This is a genomic window from Streptomyces montanisoli (genome assembly GCF_017813245.1).
GTDB classification, from domain to species: Bacteria; Actinomycetota; Actinomycetes; order Streptomycetales; family Streptomycetaceae; genus Streptomyces; species Streptomyces montanisoli.
In genome coordinates this window covers 1-17,328 of sequence record NZ_JAGIQL010000140.1, presented here as the reverse complement: position 1 = coordinate 17,328, position 17,328 = coordinate 1, and the positions used below count along the sequence as shown (strand labels likewise).

Here is a 17,328-nt window from a genome sequence, read left to right as displayed (position 1 = left end):
GCCCCGGCGCCCCGTGGCCTCGGCGCCTGCGGCCCGCGCCGCGTGCTCCCGCGCGCGCATCGTCCCTGCGCCCCGCGCGCACAGCGCCCTGACGCGCTCCACCGGCAGTCCCATCAGGGCCGCCGTGCGCTCCTCGTCGGCGCCCTCGTACAGACGCAGCACCAGGGCCAGCCGCTCCTGGCGCGAGAGCGGTCCGAGTACGCCGTCCCGCGTACGCCCCATCCGCCAGGCGGCCGAGCGCGCGTACCGCGTCGCGAGTTCCTGGCGTGCCCTGTCGTACGGATCCTCGCCACGCAACCGGTGCCAGTCCGCGTACGCAGCGGCCAGCGCGGCCGTCAACAGGCGCAGCGCGCGAGGCGAATCACCCGGCGTCTCGCCCGTGAGCAGCACGGCCACGTGCAGCAGCCTGCCCGCCGCGCCCGCGACGAAGGACTCGAACTCCTGGGCGCGGCGGCGCTCCTCGTCAGCCCGCCGTTGCCGCACGCTTCATATGAGGCCCGGCGCGGCCCGGCGGTCAAGAGGCGGGCGGCGCCTCTTCCGGCGGCACGGGGTTCTTGGCGGCGGGCAGCGCCTGGTTGAACCGGGTGAGCAGGGCCGTGAAGGACACCCGCTCGTCCTCCGTCCAGCCGTCCGTCACACGCTCCATCAGGCACCGCCGTGAGTGGCGCACCTCGTCAAGACGCGCGTGCCCGCCCTCGGAGAGTTCGAGGACGACGGCGCGCCCGTCCTCCGGGTGCGACGCGCGCTTGACCAGGCCGCTCTCCACCAGGGGCGCGACCTGGCGCGTGACGGTGGACGAGTCGATGCCCATCCCCGCGGCGAGCGCCTTGACGCCCATCGGGCCCTCCAGGTCGAGCCGGTTGAGCAGCAGGTACGCGGCACGGTCCATCGTGTTGCGCACCTGGCCCACCCCGCCGAGCCTCGTCTGCTCGGCGCGCCGGGCGAAGATGGCGACCTGGTGCTGCAGGGCGTCGAGGAGGCCGGCGCCGTGCGGGAAATCAGATGCCGTCTCCCTGGGTTCCCTGGAATCCTTGTGACCCTGGGTACCCTCCGCGTCCTGGGAGGCCGACGCAGCTGAAGTCATGTCCTGAATGGGGGGCATGGCCGGGGCTCTCTCGTGAGGGTCGGTTGGTGGTGGTCAAGGGTACGCGGAACGGGGCGTTCACGTGCGGCGCCCGCCCAAACGCCCCACGGCGCGCGGCACCGTACGCCCCCCGGTCTGTGGTCCGTCGCCCAGCGTCGCGAGGCGATTCGACCGTATGCCGATGAGTCGCGGCGCCGTTCCCGGTCTGCCCCACGAAAGAAGCGGACTGTGGAACGCGAACGCGACCCGATGCATCCCGTTCGAGTGATTGTGTATCGCGATGTATCGCGTTACTGTGCCTTCTCCATCGGCTCCGGCCACACGACTACAGGAGAAACCCATATGCCAGGCGCCATCTATGCCGAGGGTCTGGTCAAGACCTTCGGCGACGTACGGGCTCTGGACGGCGTGGACCTCGACGTCCCAGAAGGAACCGTGCTCGGCCTCCTCGGCCCCAACGGCGCGGGCAAGACGACCGCGGTGCGCGTGCTGACGACCCTGCTGCGCCCGGACAGCGGCCGCGCCGTCGTCGCCGGCATCGACGTCCTCAAGCGCCCCAACGACGTGCGCCGATCCATCGGCCTGTCCGGCCAGTTCGCGGCGGTGGACGAGTACCTCACCGGCCGGGAGAACCTCAGGATGGTCGGGCAGCTCTACCAGATGAGCGGGCGCCGGGCCAAGGCCCGCGCCGACGAGCTGCTCGAACGCTTCCACCTCGCGGACGCGGGCGACCGCACGACGAAGACGTACTCGGGCGGCATGCGCCGCAGGCTCGACCTCGCCGCCGCGCTCGTCGTCTCCCCGCCCGTCATGTTCATGGACGAGCCCACCACAGGACTCGACCCGCGCAACCGCCAGCAACTGTGGTCGATCATCCAGGAGCTGGTGGCGGGCGGCACGACACTGCTGCTGACCACGCAGTACCTGGAGGAGGCCGACCACCTCGCCCACGACATCGCCGTCGTCGACCGCGGCAGGGTCATCGAGCGGGGCACGGCCGACGAGTTGAAGGCGCGCACGGGCGGCGAGCGCGTCGAGGTCGTCGTCCACGAACGCGACCACATCGCCACCGCGCGCACCGTGCTCGCCGGCTTCGGCAAGGCGGGCAACGTGTCGGGCGACGCGGCGGTGACCGTCTCGGAGCACACCCGCAAGCTCACCATCCCCGTCACCGGTGGCGCCAAGCTGCTCGCCGAGGTGATCAGGGAACTGGACGCGCGCGGCATCGAGATCGACGACATCGGCCTGCGCAGGCCGACCCTGGACGACGTGTTCATCTCCCTGACAGGACATGTCGCGGAGGAGATCGGCGAAGAGGGCGACGACGAGGGCCGTACGGGCGGCGCCCGCGGCAAGGGGAAGACGACATGACGACCATCACCAGCACCCGCCAGATGCCGCCCGCGCGCGGCGGCGTAGCAGGCTCCGTGCGCGACTCGCTCGTCGTAGCCCGCAGGAATCTGATCCGCATGACAAGAATCCCTGAGGTCATTCTTTTCGGCCTGTTCCAGCCGATCATGTTCGTGGTGCTGTTCAGCTACGTCTTCGGCGGTTCGCTCACCGTGGGCGGCACCACGGACCCGAGCGTCTACCGCAACTTCCTGATGGCCGGCATCTTCGCGCAGACGGTCACGTTCGCCACGGCGGGCGCGGGAGCGGGCATCGCGGACGACATGCACAAGGGGTTGGTCGACCGCTTCAGGTCACTGCCCATGGCGCGCGGCGCGGTCCTCACGGGCCGCACACTCGCGGACCTCGTGCAGACCGCGCTGACGGTCGTGGTTCTCGCGATCGTGGCCGTACTGGTCGGCTGGCGGATCCACGAGGGCGTCGGCAAGATGTTCGCCGCGTTCGGGCTGCTGCTCCTGCTCGGCTACGCGTTCTCGTGGATCGGCGCCCTGATCGGCCTGTCCGTCCGCACGCCCGAGGCAGCCACATCCGGGGGGCTGATCTGGCTCTTCCCCGTCACGTTCATCTCGAACGCCTTCGTGGACTCCAGCAGGATGCCGGGCTGGCTCCAGCCCATCGCGGAGTGGAACCCGTTCAGCGCGACGGTCCAGGCGAGCCGCGAACTCTTCGGCAACCCGGGCGTCTCGGCGTCGACGGCGTGGCCCATGGAGCACCCGGTGTGGGCGTCGCTGATCTGGTCGGCACTGATCATCGCGGTCTTCCGCACGCTGGCGGTACGCAAGTACCGCCGCGCGGCGGGCTGATGTGTGTGAACCCCCACCTCACGCGGGTGGGGGTTCTTCACGTTCCGCCCGCCGTGCGGACATCCTCCCTGTTTGCCCGGGCGGCGTACGCTGGCCAAGAGGTGATTCGATGTCGCTCCAGGAGAACGTCCGCAGCCAACGGCGTACGGCGGGATTGACTCAGGAACAACTCGCCGAAGAGGCCGACCTCTCACTCAGCACCATCCGCAAGGTGGAGCAGGGAGGAAGCGTCTCCGTCGAGACGATCCACACGCTGGCGCGAGCCCTCGGCACCACGACATCGAGCCTGTTCGCCTCCGGAGCGCCGGCCCCCACGGTGGAGCCCGAGGGCGACGGCCCCAAGCTGATGGCGCTGCGACGCGCACTCATGCCTCCGGTCGGCCTGTCCGCCGCGCTCGCGGTGCCCACCGAGGCACGCGACCTGACCGCGATTCAGCGCGACATCGACGATCAGCACGCCCTGTATCGCACGGACCGCTACGACAGTGTGGCGAAGGCCCTGCCCGGCATCCTGCGTTCCGCCGACGCGGCGGTCGCGCTCAGCGACGGGGACGCGTCTCGCCGGCAGGCCGTCGTCACGCGCGCCCGTGCCTTGCTGCTGGCCGGGAAGTACCTGACGCAGGTCCGGCGCTACGACATGGCCTACCACGCACTCGCGCGCGGCATCCAGGGCGCCCGGGAGGCCGACGACACCCAGTTGGCCACCAACGGCATCGTCGGCATGTGCTGGTTGCTCCTGCGGCAGGACCGATTCGACGAGGCCGAGCACTTGGCCGCCGTAACGGCCGACGACGCCGAGCCGCGCATGTCGAGCGCCGACCATGCCCACCTCGCCGTGTGGGGCGAACTCCAGCTACGCCTGGCATCCGCAGCAGTGCGCAACAACCGTCCCGGTGTGGCCAAGGAGGCCCGGCGCATGGCGATGACGGCCGCGAGCGCGCTCGGGCGGGAACACGTGGACTTCCGGCACCACTGGGCCACCTTCGGGCCGGTGACGGCCGAGGCGAAAGCCATTGAGGACCTGTCGCTCATCGGGGATGCGCGCGGAGTGCTCAGCCGGGCCGACGACGGCCCCGTGAGCAGCAAGGCGCTCAAGAAGATGGGCAGGCCCAGCCCCAACAACTGGGACCGCCACCGGCTCGACGTCGCGCGGGCCCACGCGCTGCTCGGTTCGCACCAGGACGCGATGGACGAGCTCACCGCAATCAAGGCCGCGTCGCCCGAGTGGCTTAAGCACCAGAAGATGGCCCGTCACATCGTGCAGGACGTACTACGCCACCGGAAGCGCACACTGACCCAGGAGATGCGTGACATGGCGGTCCACCTGGGCATCACGGGCTAACTACTGCTCCTTGCAATGGTTCCTGACGCTGTGTTGGCAAACGGGCGCGGTCCGTGTGTGGCCCCCTCCATTCACCGTCCGTAACTTGATGCTCATGGTGAGCAACGAGCGGACCGCGCCGGACATCGGCGACCTTGCCAAGGACTCGGCCAGGAAGAAGGTCGGCGTGCTGGTGGACAGGGTCGCCGGTCGTTACCTCATGCGCCCCGTAGCGGGCGGCCTGGAGTGGGAGGTCGAGCCGGGAAGGATCGAGCGCCTGACCGCCCGTGAGGAGCTGAGCGCACGCAACGAGGCGCGGAACGCCGCGAGCAGGCAGGGCCTCTGATGCGCCTGCTCGCACGCCACGCGGACGCACGTCACCTGGACGCCCCGCCGCCCGGGGCGCCGCCCCGGGCCCGTGCCCGCAAGGGCAGAGCAGCCATCAACACAACGGGTCAAGGAGACAACATGCGTGACACACGCGGCCGGTGGAGCTTCGCGGACGGTCCGGAGGACGACAGTTCCAGCGGCAACAAGCACGGAGGCGGCGGCCAGGGCGAGGGCGACGATTCCGGACACAGCGACACCAACGGGGGCGGCACGAAGTGACCGAGCATGAAGTGTGGGAGGCCAGTCCTGACGGGCTGGCCTCCCGGCTCGTCGAGTCCGGCGCCCTGACCACCGACTGGCTCCCCGCCTTCAAGGCGGTGCCCCGCGAGCTGTTCGTGCCCGACGTGATGTGGCCCGGCCGGTCGGAAGGGGTCGGTCAAGGACAGGCGCTGGACCGGCGCGAGGAGCCCGAGAGCTGGCGTGAAGCGGTCTACTCCGACATCTCGCTGACGACCCAGTGGGACGACGGCCGCCACGTGGGCAAGGGGAAGGGGACGTCCCCCACCTGCTCCAACTCGCAGCCGTCCATGGTGTTCTCGATGCTCGACGCGCTGGACGTCCAGCCCGGCTGCCGCGTGCTGGAGATCGGCACGGGCACCGGCTGGAACGCGGCCCTGCTGTCCGAGCGCGTCGGGTCGCGGAACATGACGACGGTGGAGGTCGACCCGGAGAACGCCCGCCGGGCCAGGAAGTCCGTACGTGACGCCGGCTACCGCCCCACGATGGTCGTCGGGGACGGCGCCGATGGGTGGGCCGAGTCGGCGCCGTACGACCGCGTTCTCGTCACCGCGTCGGTGACCGGGATCCCCGCGCCCGTCATCAGGCAGTCAGCCGCCGGTGCGGTCATCGTGGCCCCCTACGCGACCACGTACGGCGGTGGCGCCGTGGCCCGTCTCACGGTGCAGCGCGACGGCAGCGCGCTCGGCCCGTTCATCGCCTCCGCCGCGTTCATGCGGCTCCGCGGGCACCGCACGTCCAGAAAGCACACCGGGGATTACCTGGGCGCGAAGGAGTGGCCGGCCGACGGCGACCGTTCCGTCACCGCGCTCTCGCCCGAGGCCGTCGGGGACTGGCTCCCGATGTTCGTCATCGGCCTCCTGACCAGTGGCGTGTTCCCGTGGGCGGAGCGGTACGAGGACGGCTCGTACACGCTGTGGCTGCGCGACGCCGCCGTCACCTCGTGGGCGACCGTCGACCACGTCCCGAACGCTCCACGCTTCGTGGTGTACCAGTCGGGCCCGCGCCGCCTGTGGGACGAGGTCGAGGCGGCGTACGCGTGGTGGGAGTCGAACGGCTTCCCCGGGTACGGCCGCCTCGGCCTGACGGTCGACCCGGACACCGGCACGCACACGCCATGGCTCGACGGCCCCGACCGCCCACTCCGGGCCCTCGGCTGAAGGCCGCACCCGCTGGCCATGACGGACCCGCGCCCCCGCCCCGGTAGGGCGGAACGGTAGCCTTTGGGCCTCTTCGGCGGTCGCTGATGCCTGCCCGGGCGCGGCCGCCGTTCGACATGACACGGCGGTGTCCACCGCACGGGTGGTGGGCGTCGCGCATCCCAGGAGAGGAGCGTTCATGCGCGTCCGGAGCATAGGCGTGGCCGCCGCAGCGGTAGTGGCGGCGGTGGCCGCACGCGATCTCGTCCAGAAGAAGCACGCGCTGCTCCGGACGTTCCCGCTGATCGGGCACGCCCGGTATCTGCTGGAGACGATCGGGCCCGAGCTGCGGCAGTACATCGTGACCTCCAACGACGAGGAGCGTCCGTTCACGCGCGACCAGCGCTCCTGGATCTACGCGTCCGCGAAGGCGGAGAACAACTACTTCGGGTTCGGCACCGACAACGACGTCGAGCACATGCAGGGCCACGCGTACCTGAAGCAGCGCACGTTCGCCGATGCGCTCTCCGAGGCGCAGGGGCCGCACGATCCGCAGGCGCCGCTGCCCTGCGCGAAGGTGCTGGGCGGGCCGCGCGGGCGTGCCAAGGCGTTCCGGCCCGCGAGCGTGGTGAACATCTCGGCGATGAGCTTCGGGTCGCTGTCGGGGGCGGCCGTCACGGCCCTCAACAAGGGCGCGGAGCAGGCGGGCGCCATGCACAACACCGGCGAGGGCGGGCTCTCGCCGTACCACCGGGGTGGCGGCGACCTCGTCCTGCAGATCGGGACGGCGTACTTCGGCTGCCGCAACGAGGACGGCAGCTTCAACCTCGACAAGCTCAAGGCCGTGGTCGCGAGCGCCCCGGTCAAGGCGCTGGAGATCAAGCTCTCCCAGGGTGCCAAGCCGGGTCTCGGTGGGATGCTGCCCGGCGCGAAGGTGACCCAGGAGATCGCGGACATCCGCGGCATCCCGGTGGGCGAGGACTGCGCGTCCCCGTCGCGGCACACCGCGTTCAGCGATGTCGACTCGATGCTCGACTTCGTCGAACTGCTCGCCGCCGAGACCGGTCTGCCGGTCGGGATCAAGAGCGCGGTGGGGGAGATGGGCTTCTGGCGCGAGCTGGCCAAGCTGATGGCGCGCGGTGACCGCGGTGTCGACTTCATCACCGTCGACGGCGGCGAGGGCGGCACCGGCGCGGCGCCGCTGACATTCGCGGACTCGGTGTCGCTGCCGTTCCGGATGGGCTTCTCCCGCGTGTACGGCACCTTCGCCGAGCTGGGGCTCACCGATGACGTGGTGTTCATCGGGTCGGGCAAGCTGGGGCTGCCCGAGAACGCGGCGGTCGCGTTCGCCCTGGGCGCCGACATGATCAACGTCGCGCGTGAGGCGATGCTGTCGATCGGCTGCATCCAGTCGCAGAAGTGCCACACCGACAAATGCCCCACAGGCGTCGCCACGCAGAACCAGTGGCTCGCCCGCGGCGTCGACCCGGCCTCCAAGTCGACCAGGACCGCCACGTACCTGCGCACTCTGCGCAAGGAGCTGACGAAGCTGTCGTCGGCCGTCGGCGTCGCCCACCCGTCGCTGATCACGGCCACCGACATCGAGATACTCAACGGCGACTACGACGCCCGCACCCTGGCCGCCGCCTACGGCTACAAGGACGGCTGGGGCGAGCTTGGCCCGCACCTCGCCGAGGAGATCACCACGCTGCTCGCCGCCAAGCCGGCCACCGTGCAGGAGCCGGTCGTCTGACGCCCGCCTCCAAAACGGGAAGGGTCCCGCACGCGGAAGACCGTCCGCGTGCGGGACCCTTTTCGGTGCGCGTGCTCAGCTGGTCGTCAGGGCCGTGTCGTCCACGACGAAGCTGGTGTACAGCGAGGAGTCCTCGACGCCGTTGAACTTCAGCGTGACCGTCTGGCCCGCCAGCGAGGAAACGTCGAACGACCTCTTGCTGTAGCCGGAGTTGGCGTTCAGGTTCGAGTACGTCGCCAGGGTCTTCGAGCCCGCGGTCACGGTGAGCTTGTCGTAGGCCGCGCCCGAGGTGGACTCGTTGGTGTCGATGTGCAGGTAGAAGGTGAGCTCGGCCGAGCAGCCCGCCGGGATCGTCACCGACTGGGACACGTTGTCGGTGTGCGAGGTGCCGTAGCCGTCCAGCCACGCCTTGTAGGAACCGCTGTGCGCGGGCTCACCGCTCTGGGTGGTGATGACACCGCTCGACGCGTTCCAGCCGGTGTTGCCCGACTCGAAGCCCGGGTTGGCGAGCAGCTGCTGCGTGGAGCAGCCCTGGGAGGTGCCGACCGTCCAGGTGAAGGACGTCGAGCCGGAGGCGCCGGTGGAGTCCTTGGCGGTGACGGTGACCTGGTACGTGCCCGCGGTGGACGCCGTGCCCGAGATGAGGCCCGTCGTGGAGTTGATGGACAGGCCGGTGGGCAGGCCCGCGGCGCTGTAGGTCAGCGCGGCGCCGGCGCTGTCCGTGGCGTGTATCTGGAGGCTGACGGAGCCGCCGGTGGTGGTGGACTGGTTGCCGGGCGCGGTGACGTTCACCGTGTTGCCGCTGGAGGATCCCGCGGTGAAGGCGGCGGTGCCGTTGGGGGTGCCCCAGCCGGTCGGGCCGTCGTAGCCGGTGCGCGCGGTGCAGAAGTACGACGTGGAGCAGGATCCGTTGTTGCCGCTCGTGACGTCGAACAGGTTGCTCGTGTGGGCGTACGGGTACTTCGCCGGGTAGTCGCTGCCGCCCGGGTTGCCCGCGAGCGCGTAGACGCCTGCGATGAGCGGGGAGGATGCGCTGGTGCCGCCGTAGACGGCCCAGCCGGAGCCGCCGTAGGTGTCGTAGACCGCGACGCCTGTGGCCGGGTCGGCGACCGCCGAGACGTCGGCCTCCATGCGCTTCGAGCAGCCGCTGTCGGTCTGCCAGCTCGGCTTCGGGTCGTACGCGGAGCAGCCTGACCCCGTGCCCTCGGTGGAGTTGGTGTGCCACACCGACTCCGACCAACCACGGGAGTTGGAGGCGCTGTTGAGCGCGGTGCCGCCAACGGCGGTCACGTACTGCGAGGTCGCCGGGTACTCGGCACCGTAGGCGGAGTCACCGGCGGAGACGGTGATCGCGACACCCGGGTGGTCGTAGTAGGCGGCGTCGCTTGACGTGTCGGACGAGTCCTCGCCGCCGCCGTAGCTGTTGGAGACGGCCTGCGCGCCCAGCGCGACCGCCTCGTTCTCCGCGGTGCCGAGGTCGGCGATGCTCGCGGAGTTCGCCTCGACCAGGATGATGTGGCAGTTCGGGCAGGCCGCGCTGACCATGTCGATGTCCAGCGCCTCCTCGCCCGCCCAACCCGAGTCGTTGGTGGGGAGGTTGGTGGTGGAGCCGGTCTGGCTGACCTGCTTGAAGCAGCCGTTGGCCTTGGTGCACGAGGACAGGCCGTACGTGGAGCGGTACGTCGCCAGGTCGGACTCGGCGTTGGGGTCGTTGTACGCGTCGACCAGGGCGACCGTCATGCCGGAACCGCCCGTCGAGGGCAGCTTGTAGGCGTCGTGCAGGTTGGCCGGGGAGAGGCCGGAGGGTGCGGCGGCCGCGGCGGCGAGCGCCGAGGCGAGGTGCTGCTTGATGTCGGTGCGGCGCAGCGCGAGGCAGGACGCGTGACCGGGCTCGGCGGTGGCGCACAGGCGCTGGGTGGGCACCTTCTCGCCGGCCTTGCCGGTGGAGTGGACCGCCTGGCGGGCCGGGGCCGTCAGCGCCTTGGCGTTCTGGGCCGCGTGCGAGGTGTGGTGCGCGGCGGGGGCCGCGGTGGCCGTCGACGCGCCGGCGACCGGTGCCGCGGCGAGTCCGGCGACCGCGAGGCCGAGGACCGGGACCGCGACGGAGACGAGCCTGCGCAGACTGGGTCTGCGCCCGCTCGAACGTGACTCACGCATGGGTACTGCCTCCATGGAGGTGGGGGGAACCAGGGATGGACGCATGTCAGGTGCATGACATGCGGAATGTGCGTTGTGTGAACGCGACATGACAGGATGCGGAGGGAACCTACTCCGCGGTACCCGGCCCTGCGCCAGCCCGCGGAAGACTTCTTTGCCGTTGCCCGGTACGGGTTGACCACCACATGGGGATTTACGTGGGCAGCCTTGGATCTGCCGGAGGATTGGCTCCCCCGCGCCGCGTTCGGCGGCGCTTTTCGCACGCGAAAGGGCGGGGCCGGAGAATCCTCCGGCCCCGCCCCTGGACGGCCCTGCGGCCGCCTGCGGCCGCTACGCGGCGCTGACGACGCTCAGCCTGTGTACGGCTTGGCGGCGAGGATCTTCACCGTCGCCGTCTTGCCGTTCGGCAGCTCGTACTCCGCGTCGTCGCCGACCTTCTTGCCGTTCACCCCGGAGCCGAGCGGCGACTGCGGCGAGTACGTCTCGATGTCGGCGCTCGCGTACTCGCGTGACGCCATCAGGAACGTCAGGGTGTCGTCCTCGTCGCCGTCGAAGGCGATTCGGACGACCATGCCGGGCTCGACCACGCCGTTGTCCGCGGGCGCCTCGCCGACCTTCGCGTGTTCGAGGAGCTGGGTCAGCTGGCGCACACGGAGCTCCTGCTTGCCCTGCTCCTCCTTGGCCGCGTGGTACCCGCCGTTCTCGCGCAGGTCCCCCTCCTCGCGCGCAGCCTCGATCTTCTTGGCGATCTCGGTGCGCGCGGGACCAGACAGGTACTCCAGCTCGGCCTTCAGCTGGTTGTACGCCTCCTGGGTGAGCCAGGTGACGTTGTCGCTGGTCTGGGTCACAGGTGCTCCTCGTAGGTACTGGGAAAATACAAATCATCGCCCTACCAGTAAGGATGTGGCCTTCCCGGTCGGGCGAAACCACGAGCCTAACAATTCCGCGGCGAAAGGGGGAGCACAAAAGCCGCCGGGATCGTGTCGCCGCAGGTCAGTGGCGTGACGCGGGCATGCGGGAGAGCGGCGGCAGGGCGGGTTGGTGCGGCGCGGCCGAGGGCCGTCAGTCGTCCGAGCAGCCGACGAGTTCGGCCGCCGCCGCGTCCCCGGTCGTGCGCAACGAGATGACCTGGTCGATCTGCGACTTCGGCTGGTCGTAGCGGACCGTCTTGCGTCCGACCTCCTGGTGGTCGGCGTCGATGGCGCGGACCGTGCACGTGCCGGTCGTCGACTTCCCCTTGTTCACCTGGAGGTGGATCCGCACCTGGGACGCGGAGGTCTTCTCGTACGTGACGACCTGGCCCGACACGCTCTGGTCGGCGATGGTGTGGAACCCGTAGTAGCCGATGCCGATCACCGCGAGGCCGCCCACGACGGCGCCGATGATCTTGAGCTTGCGGTCCGCGCGCTCGTCCGCCGAGCGGCCGTAGCGGCCCGCTGGGGCCTGCGTACGCGCCTGGGCCATGGTCAGTCCTCTCGCGGCGAGCGTCGCCGGGTGCCGGAATAATCGCCCCCCGGTATCCGTCACTATAGAAGCCGCCCTTTGCGACGAATCACTGAGGATCGAGCCTTGACTGAGCAGCTGCGACTGATGGCCGTTCACGCCCACCCCGACGACGAGTCGAGCAAGGGCGCGGCCACGATGGCCAAGTACGTCTCCGAGGAGGTGGACGTGGTCGTCGTGACGTGCACGGGAGGCGAGCGCGGCGACATCCTCAACCCCAGGCTCCAGGGGGACCCGGAGATCCTCGAGCACATCCACGAGGTGCGCAAGAGGGAGATGGACCAGGCCAGGGAGATCCTCGGCGTCAAGCAGGAGTGGCTCGGCTACGTCGACTCGGGGCTGCCCGAGGGCGACCCGCTGCCGCCGCTGCCGCAGGGCTGCTTCGGCCTGGCGGACGTCGACGAGGCGGCGGGCCGGCTCGTCCGCCTGATCCGCTCGTTCAGGCCGCAGGTCGTCACGACGTACGACGAGAACGGCGGCTACCCGCACCCCGACCACATCATGACGCACAAGATCACCATGGTGGCGTTCGAGCACGCGACGGACACGGAGAAGTACCCCGAGGCGGAGTTCGGCCCGGCCTGGCAGCCGCAGAAGCTCTACTACAACCAGGGCTTCAACCGCGCGCGCACCGTCGCGCTGCACGAGGCGCTGCTGGCGCGCGGCCTGGAGTCTCCGTACGCGGAGTGGCTGGAGCGGTGGAAGGAGAGCAACCGCCCGGAGCGCACGCTGACGACGCACGTGCCGTGCGCGGAGTACTTCGAGATCCGCGACAAGGCGCTCCTCGCGCACGCGACGCAGATCGACCCGGACGGCGGTTGGTTCCGCGTCCCGCTCGACCTCCAGAAGGAGGTCTGGCCGACCGAGGAGTACGAGCTCGCGCGCTCTCTGGTCGATACGTCCCTCCCCGAGGACGACCTCTTCGCGGGCATCCGCGACAATGCATGACATGGATGCGACTCACGCAGTGACGAACATGGTCACGCTCGCCGAGGTCAACCAGGACAAGGTGACCCCTGGCCTGCTGGGATTCGTCGTCTTCGCGGTGCTCGCGGTCGGCGTCTGGCAGCTCATGAAGTCGATGAACCGGCACATGGCCCGGGTCGACTTCACGGAGAAGCCGTCGACGGCGACGCGCACGGAAGCGGCGGGCGACGGCGAGCACCCGAAGGAGTAACCCGCGGCGCGGGGCGGCTCGCGCCGGGCGGCGCGGGGTGCGGGGCGCGCGCGTCGCGCCTGACGCTCGGGCGAGTGCGAGGCGTCTTTGCCACGGGCCCCGTGGCGGGGGCGCCATGCGGCGTTGTCCGGGTCGGACGGCCCCCGCCGGGCGGCCGGGAACTGCCGACAGCCTGCCGCCTTGCAGGCGCGTGGGGGCGGGCCGCCCACGGGTGGGACGCGTCACGCTGGCGGCAGCCTGGCACGGGAGGCCTGCCGCCTGGCGGGCACGTGCGGGATGCCCGCCCCGCAACCCGGAACGCCTCGCCGTAGTGGCGGCCCCTGCTTCGCGGGCGTCCGAGCCCGCGGCCCGCTCGGTCGCAGCGGCAGACCCGGCCCGTCCGGCCCGCTGCCCGGGACGGCCGGTCCCGATCGGCACGGAGAGCCTGGCCCCCGGGTCGCTTGCCGCGCCGGGCGCGGTCCGCGTCGTCGGTCGCACACCGCGCGTCCGGGCCGCAGCACGTGCCCGGTGGTGACGGCCCTGGGGAGCCCGGCCCGCAGGGCCGGCTGTGGCGTCTGCGGCGGTGGGCGCCACCTGGGCGGCGGCGCCGCCCCCGGGGCGGGGTCAGCTGCGGGGCGTGGCTGATGTCACCCCCATGATTTCCTGCGCGTGCCTGCTCGGGACCATGCCGAGGTTCCAGGCCTGCCAGCCGTCCTCCAGCTTCACGCCGCGCGCCAGCATCACCGACAGCGCCTCCACGCAGTCGTCGAGACGCGGGTCCCGCATCGCGTGGCCCGACGACGCCAGTTCGGCCAGCTCCTGCTCCGCGACCGCCGCGCCCACGTCCGTGCCGCCCGCCGAGGCGTACGGCAGCAGCGTGCAGCGCAGGAAGCGCGACCAGTCGGCGCCTCGCTCGTCGCCGTACGAGGCGAACAGCTCCGTCGCCTCGTCGCACAGCGCGAGCGCCTGCCCGGCCCGGTTGTTGCCGGCGTCGATGATCGCCAGCTCCACGCACGTCCACGCCTCGCCGAACGGGTCGCCCGCGCGGCGGAAGTCGGCGCGCGCGTCGACGAGCAGCTGCCGGGCGAAGCCCGAGTTGCGGAGGTTGCCGGTGCGGGCGGCCCGCTGGTCGCGGGTGACGCGGCCGGAGTGGTGGCGGGCGCAGGCCAGCCCGTAGACGTCCCGCATGCGCGAGAACATCGTCCTGGCGCGCTCCAGCTCGCGCACCGCCTGGTCGCGGTCGCCGCCGTCCTCCAGCGCCTGGCCGAGGTAGTACAGCGTCCACGCCTCGCCGCGCGCGTCCTCGTTGTCGCGGTGGCGCGTCAGCGCCTCCCGCAGGCCGTCCGCCGCCTCCCCGGGCTCGCCCACGACGAGGCGCGTGCGGGCCAGCTGCGTCAGCGCCCACGCCTCGCCGCGTCCGTCGCGCGTCGAGCCGTACAGGTCGAGCGCCCGGCGCAGCTCGTCCTCCGCGCGCGCCGGGTCGTTCGTGCGCAGGCAGACCTGGCCCAGCTGGAAGTGGGCCCAGGCCTCGCCGTGCACCGAGCCGTTCGCCTCGTGCAGCGCGAGCGCCGTCGTCAGCATGGACCGCGCCTCGGCGACACGGCCGCGGTCGCGCTCGACGGCGGCCAGCGCGTGCAGCGTCCACGCACGGTCGCCCGCGAGCGCCTCCGGCTCCTGGAGCGCGAGTGCCTGCCCGAGCTTCTCGGCCGCGCCCGTCAGGCTGCCCTGGTGGTGCAGCGTGATGCCGAGCGAGCACAGGGCCAGCGCCTCGCCCGCGACCTGCCGCGCCTCGTGGTACAGCTCCACCACGGACGAGAGCGTGGTGTGCGCCTTGTCGAGCTCGCCGAGCTGCCTGGCCGCGATGCCCGTACGCCACTGCACCGACCGCACCAGCAGCCCCTGGCCCACCGCGTTCGCCAGCTCGTTGATCTCGCCGAGCCGGTAGAGGTCGCCCCGCAGCAGGCAGTAGTCGCACAGCGCGCCGAGCAGGCCGAGCACCGTGTCCTGGTCCACGCCCTCCGCGTGCCGCAGCGCCGCCGTGATGAAGCTGGATTCGTCGTCCAGCCAGCGCAGCGCCGCGTCGGGCGACGAGAAGCCGTGCGCGCCGGCCGTCGTGCGGAACAGGTCGGCGCGCGTCGACATGTTGCCGTCGACCAGCCGGATCACCGTGTCCGCGAGCTCGCTGTAGTCGCGTACGAGGCGTTCCTGCGCGGCCGTGCGCTCCTCGGCGGGCTCCTCGTCGAGCAGCCGCGCCAGCGCGAAGACCCGCACCTCGTCGTGGAGCCGGTAACGGCGGCCGCGCACATGGTCGATGAGGCCCGCGCCCGCGAGCGCCGTCAGCAGCGCCTGCGCTTCCTGCTCCTCGGACGCGAGCAGCGCCGCCGCGGCCGACGCGCCGAGCGAGGCGCGGCCCGCGAGGGCGAGGCGCCGCAGCAGCCTGCGCGCCTGCTCGTCCTGGTCGGTGTAGCGCAGCCACAGCGCGCGGTCCACGGGCGCGACGGGGCCGTACGCGCCGAGGTCGGCGGCGAGCGCCTGCGCGGAGCGCTCGCCCAGCGACGAGCCCGCGATGCGCAGCGCGAGCGGCAGCCCGCCGCACAACTCCGCGACGAGATCCACCGCCTGCGCGTCGTAGGGCTCCTCGGCGGGCCCTGCCGCTGCCTCCCGCAGCAACTCATCGGCCCCGGCGCCGTCCAGAGGGCCGACGGGCAGCTGGTGCACCCACGCCGCCAGGTCGCCCGGCAGGTCGAGCGGTTCGCGCGACGTGACGAGTACGAGGCTGTCGGAGCGCTCGGGGACGAGGGCGCGCACCTGCTCGGCGTCCCCCGCGTCGTCCAGCACGATCGTCACGGGAAAGCCCGTCAGGTGCTCGTTGTACAGCTGGCTCAACCGTTTGACCTGCTGGTCCTGGGACGGCGTCTCGCGGAACAGCAACTGCTCGCGCGGCGCGCCCAGCCGGTTCAGCAGGTGCAGCAGCGCGTCGCGCGTCGACAGCGGCGCCTGGCCCGCGCCCCCGCCGCCGCGCATGTCCACCACGCACGCGCCCCTGAACTGGTCGCGCAGCGCGTGCGTCGCACGCACCGCGAGCGTCGTACGGCCCGAGCCCGGCTCGCCGTGCAGCACCACCACCGTCGGCCGCGTCTCCGTCGACGCGCGCGCCGCGTGCACCCACTGGGTGATCTGCGCCGTGTCCTGCCTGCGCCCCGCGAACGGCCCCTCAGGATCGGGGAGATGGCCGAACGACTGCTGCAGCACGGTGCGCTTGCGCGCCGCGGCGCTGCGGTCCTGGCCGCGCAGTTGCGACATCACGCCCGCGCGCTTGCGCGTCTCGCGGCGCGTGGACGAGACGAGCACGCGCTGCTGGTCGAGGAAGGGCCGGATGCCCCGCACATCGAGAGCCGTCAGCCACGCGAGCCGCGCCTGCTCGACCCGTTCCGGGTCCATCTGCGGCTCAGGCGCGGGACGGTGAGTGCCCGTCACACGCGCCACCGTCGTCGCCGCGCCCGCGACGGCGACGACCGCGCCGGTGCCGGCGGCCGTCCCCAGGCCCGTGCCGAACGCTCCGTCGGCGCAGGCCGCCGCGACGGCCGCGACGAGTGTGACGAGCGCCGGGGTCGCCACCGTCCCCTTGCCGAGTCCGCCGGTCAGCCGCGATCCGCCGGCCGCGAGCGCGTCGAGGGCCGCCGTGTACGCGGCGTACTCCTCCGCGGCGGCCGCCGTGATCTGGTCGAACTGCGCGTGCGCGCGCGCCAGGAGCGCCGCCCCGTCCACGCCGCCCCCCGAGTCGGCACGCCGCACTTCCGCGTCCACCACCCGCTCCAACAGCCGCTCGGCCTCGCTCCGATGGCTGCTCCGCATACGCGTCCCCCTCCGCCTTCGCCCCTGTGCGGGCGGGGCGCCTGTGCCCCCGACCCGTCTCTGCGCGTCCGTCTCTGCGCGTCCGTCCTCGCCCGCCTGTCCGGTCCCCGGGGGGGTGGTCCTGTGTCCCCGGGACGTGCCAGTGTCCTGCCCGGCCGCCGCGCCCGTGAAGCCGGTCACGGAACACCCGTACGAAACCGGCACGGGACCGGGACCGGGACCGGGACGAGCAGGATGGCGCGCCCCGCGCCGCACGGCAAGGCGCGGCGGCAGTTGGGCGCGGGGTGCGGCCGCCAGGCGCGGGGGTCCCCAGGCGCGGGGGCGGTCGGGGCCGTTGTCACAGGCACGCGGCATCATGGGCGGATGAACACGCACGAACCGGACCAGGACCGGGCGGCCGCCGGGCCGTCCCTGGCGCAGGTCCTGCGGCTGACCGGCGCCGGGCTGCTCCACGTAGCTGCGGCCCGGCGCGTCTCTGACCTGCCGGTCGCTGACGTTCAGCCGCTCGAGTCATATCGGA

15 protein-coding genes are annotated in these 17,328 nt (G+C 71.8%); 9 read left to right on the top strand and 6 right to left on the bottom strand.

Annotated elements, in window-relative coordinates; translation table 11 throughout:
• Both JFN87_RS25925 and JFN87_RS25920 read right to left on the bottom strand, forming a co-directional pair.
• A partial coding sequence (locus JFN87_RS25925) for a hypothetical protein (RefSeq protein ID WP_209343664.1) occupies positions 1 to 483 on the bottom strand: 483 nt, incomplete at its 3' end.
• A gap of 31 nt (positions 484 to 514) precedes the next feature.
• Positions 515 to 1,102 carry a MarR family winged helix-turn-helix transcriptional regulator gene (locus tag JFN87_RS25920; RefSeq protein ID WP_209343662.1) on the bottom strand — a complete coding sequence of 196 codons (588 nt, stop codon included), beginning with the start codon at positions 1,100 to 1,102 and terminating at the stop codon, positions 515 to 517.
• Positions 1,103 to 1,426: 324 nt separating this feature from the next.
• On the opposite strand from JFN87_RS25920, the gene JFN87_RS25915 reads away from it, so the two are divergent.
• The 7 genes from JFN87_RS25915 to JFN87_RS25885 all read left to right on the top strand — a co-directional run bounded on the left by JFN87_RS25915 (position 1,427) and on the right by JFN87_RS25885 (position 8,137).
• Entirely contained in the window at positions 1,427 to 2,455 is a 1,029-nt protein-coding gene (locus JFN87_RS25915) for an ATP-binding cassette domain-containing protein (RefSeq protein ID WP_209343660.1), read from the top strand.
• The gene (locus JFN87_RS25910; RefSeq protein WP_209343659.1) at positions 2,452 to 3,297 is read left to right on the top strand and encodes an ABC transporter permease; all 846 of its coding nucleotides are present in this window, start codon (positions 2,452 to 2,454) and stop codon (positions 3,295 to 3,297) included. The genes JFN87_RS25915 and JFN87_RS25910 overlap by 4 nt, the downstream gene beginning before the upstream one ends.
• Positions 3,298 to 3,406: 109 nt before the next feature.
• Positions 3,407 to 4,639: a helix-turn-helix domain-containing protein gene (locus tag JFN87_RS25905; protein ID WP_209343657.1), complete on the top strand. Its 1,233-nt coding sequence runs from the start codon at positions 3,407 to 3,409 to the stop codon at positions 4,637 to 4,639.
• Between the two features lie 94 nt (positions 4,640 to 4,733).
• Positions 4,734 to 4,964: a hypothetical protein gene (locus JFN87_RS25900; RefSeq protein WP_209343655.1), complete on the top strand. Its 231-nt coding sequence runs from the start codon at positions 4,734 to 4,736 to the stop codon at positions 4,962 to 4,964.
• A gap of 122 nt (positions 4,965 to 5,086) precedes the next feature.
• The gene (locus JFN87_RS25895) at positions 5,087 to 5,227 is read left to right on the top strand and encodes a hypothetical protein (protein ID WP_209343653.1); all 141 of its coding nucleotides are present in this window, start codon (positions 5,087 to 5,089) and stop codon (positions 5,225 to 5,227) included.
• Positions 5,224 to 6,405 carry a methyltransferase domain-containing protein gene (locus JFN87_RS25890; protein WP_307865593.1) on the top strand — a complete coding sequence of 394 codons (1,182 nt, stop codon included), beginning with the start codon at positions 5,224 to 5,226 and terminating at the stop codon, positions 6,403 to 6,405. Before JFN87_RS25895 ends, JFN87_RS25890 begins: the two co-directional genes overlap by 4 nt.
• A 178-nt stretch (positions 6,406 to 6,583) precedes the next feature.
• Entirely contained in the window at positions 6,584 to 8,137 is a 1,554-nt protein-coding gene (locus JFN87_RS25885) for an FMN-binding glutamate synthase family protein (RefSeq protein ID WP_209343651.1), read from the top strand.
• Between the two features lie 75 nt (positions 8,138 to 8,212).
• Here the strand turns inward: JFN87_RS25885 and JFN87_RS25880 are convergent, their stop codons facing one another.
• The 3 genes from JFN87_RS25880 to JFN87_RS25870 form a co-directional block, all read right to left on the bottom strand.
• Positions 8,213 to 10,294: a putative Ig domain-containing protein gene (locus JFN87_RS25880; protein WP_209343649.1), complete on the bottom strand. Its 2,082-nt coding sequence runs from the start codon at positions 10,292 to 10,294 to the stop codon at positions 8,213 to 8,215.
• A gap of 350 nt (positions 10,295 to 10,644) precedes the next feature.
• Positions 10,645 to 11,142, bottom strand: a complete 498-nt coding sequence (greA, locus tag JFN87_RS25875; RefSeq protein ID WP_209343647.1) for a transcription elongation factor GreA — start codon at positions 11,140 to 11,142, stop codon at positions 10,645 to 10,647.
• Positions 11,143 to 11,356: 214 nt separating this feature from the next.
• Positions 11,357 to 11,758 (bottom strand): DUF4307 domain-containing protein, encoded by a 402-nt coding sequence (locus JFN87_RS25870; RefSeq protein WP_209343645.1) that lies wholly within the window; start codon positions 11,756 to 11,758, stop codon positions 11,357 to 11,359.
• A 105-nt stretch (positions 11,759 to 11,863) separates the two neighbouring features.
• Here JFN87_RS25870 and mca point away from each other — a divergent pair, with 105 nt between their 5' ends.
• Both mca and JFN87_RS25860 read left to right on the top strand, forming a co-directional pair.
• Positions 11,864 to 12,745, top strand: a complete 882-nt coding sequence (gene mca / locus JFN87_RS25865; protein WP_209343643.1) for a mycothiol conjugate amidase Mca — start codon at positions 11,864 to 11,866, stop codon at positions 12,743 to 12,745.
• 1 nt (position 12,746) lies between these two features.
• Positions 12,747 to 12,974, top strand: a complete 228-nt coding sequence (locus JFN87_RS25860; RefSeq protein WP_209343641.1) for a hypothetical protein — start codon at positions 12,747 to 12,749, stop codon at positions 12,972 to 12,974.
• Positions 12,975 to 13,577: 603 nt separating this feature from the next.
• On the opposite strand, the gene JFN87_RS25855 is transcribed toward JFN87_RS25860, so the two are convergent.
• The gene (locus JFN87_RS25855; protein WP_209343639.1) at positions 13,578 to 16,808 is read right to left on the bottom strand and encodes a tetratricopeptide repeat protein; all 3,231 of its coding nucleotides are present in this window, start codon (positions 16,806 to 16,808) and stop codon (positions 13,578 to 13,580) included.
• Positions 16,809 to 17,328: the final 520 nt, after the last annotated feature.

What these genes read in the sequence shown, in the direction of transcription:
- JFN87_RS25920 (WP_209343662.1), bottom strand. Translation starts at nt 1,102, where the DNA reads ATGCCCCCCATTCAGGACATGACTTCAGCTGCGTCGGCCTCCCAGGAC.
- JFN87_RS25915 (WP_209343660.1), top strand. Translation starts at nt 1,427, where the DNA reads ATGCCAGGCGCCATCTATGCCGAGGGTCTGGTCAAGACCTTCGGCGAC.
- JFN87_RS25910 (WP_209343659.1), top strand. Translation starts at nt 2,452, where the DNA reads ATGACGACCATCACCAGCACCCGCCAGATGCCGCCCGCGCGCGGCGGC.
- JFN87_RS25905 (WP_209343657.1), top strand. Translation starts at nt 3,407, where the DNA reads ATGTCGCTCCAGGAGAACGTCCGCAGCCAACGGCGTACGGCGGGATTG.
- JFN87_RS25900 (WP_209343655.1), top strand. Translation starts at nt 4,734, where the DNA reads ATGGTGAGCAACGAGCGGACCGCGCCGGACATCGGCGACCTTGCCAAG.
- JFN87_RS25895 (WP_209343653.1), top strand. Translation starts at nt 5,087, where the DNA reads ATGCGTGACACACGCGGCCGGTGGAGCTTCGCGGACGGTCCGGAGGAC.
- JFN87_RS25885 (WP_209343651.1), top strand. Translation starts at nt 6,584, where the DNA reads ATGCGCGTCCGGAGCATAGGCGTGGCCGCCGCAGCGGTAGTGGCGGCG.
- JFN87_RS25880 (WP_209343649.1), bottom strand. Translation starts at nt 10,294, where the DNA reads ATGCGTGAGTCACGTTCGAGCGGGCGCAGACCCAGTCTGCGCAGGCTC.
- JFN87_RS25870 (WP_209343645.1), bottom strand. Translation starts at nt 11,758, where the DNA reads ATGGCCCAGGCGCGTACGCAGGCCCCAGCGGGCCGCTACGGCCGCTCG.
- JFN87_RS25860 (WP_209343641.1), top strand. Translation starts at nt 12,747, where the DNA reads ATGGATGCGACTCACGCAGTGACGAACATGGTCACGCTCGCCGAGGTC.
- JFN87_RS25855 (WP_209343639.1), bottom strand. Translation starts at nt 16,808, where the DNA reads ATGCGGAGCAGCCATCGGAGCGAGGCCGAGCGGCTGTTGGAGCGGGTG.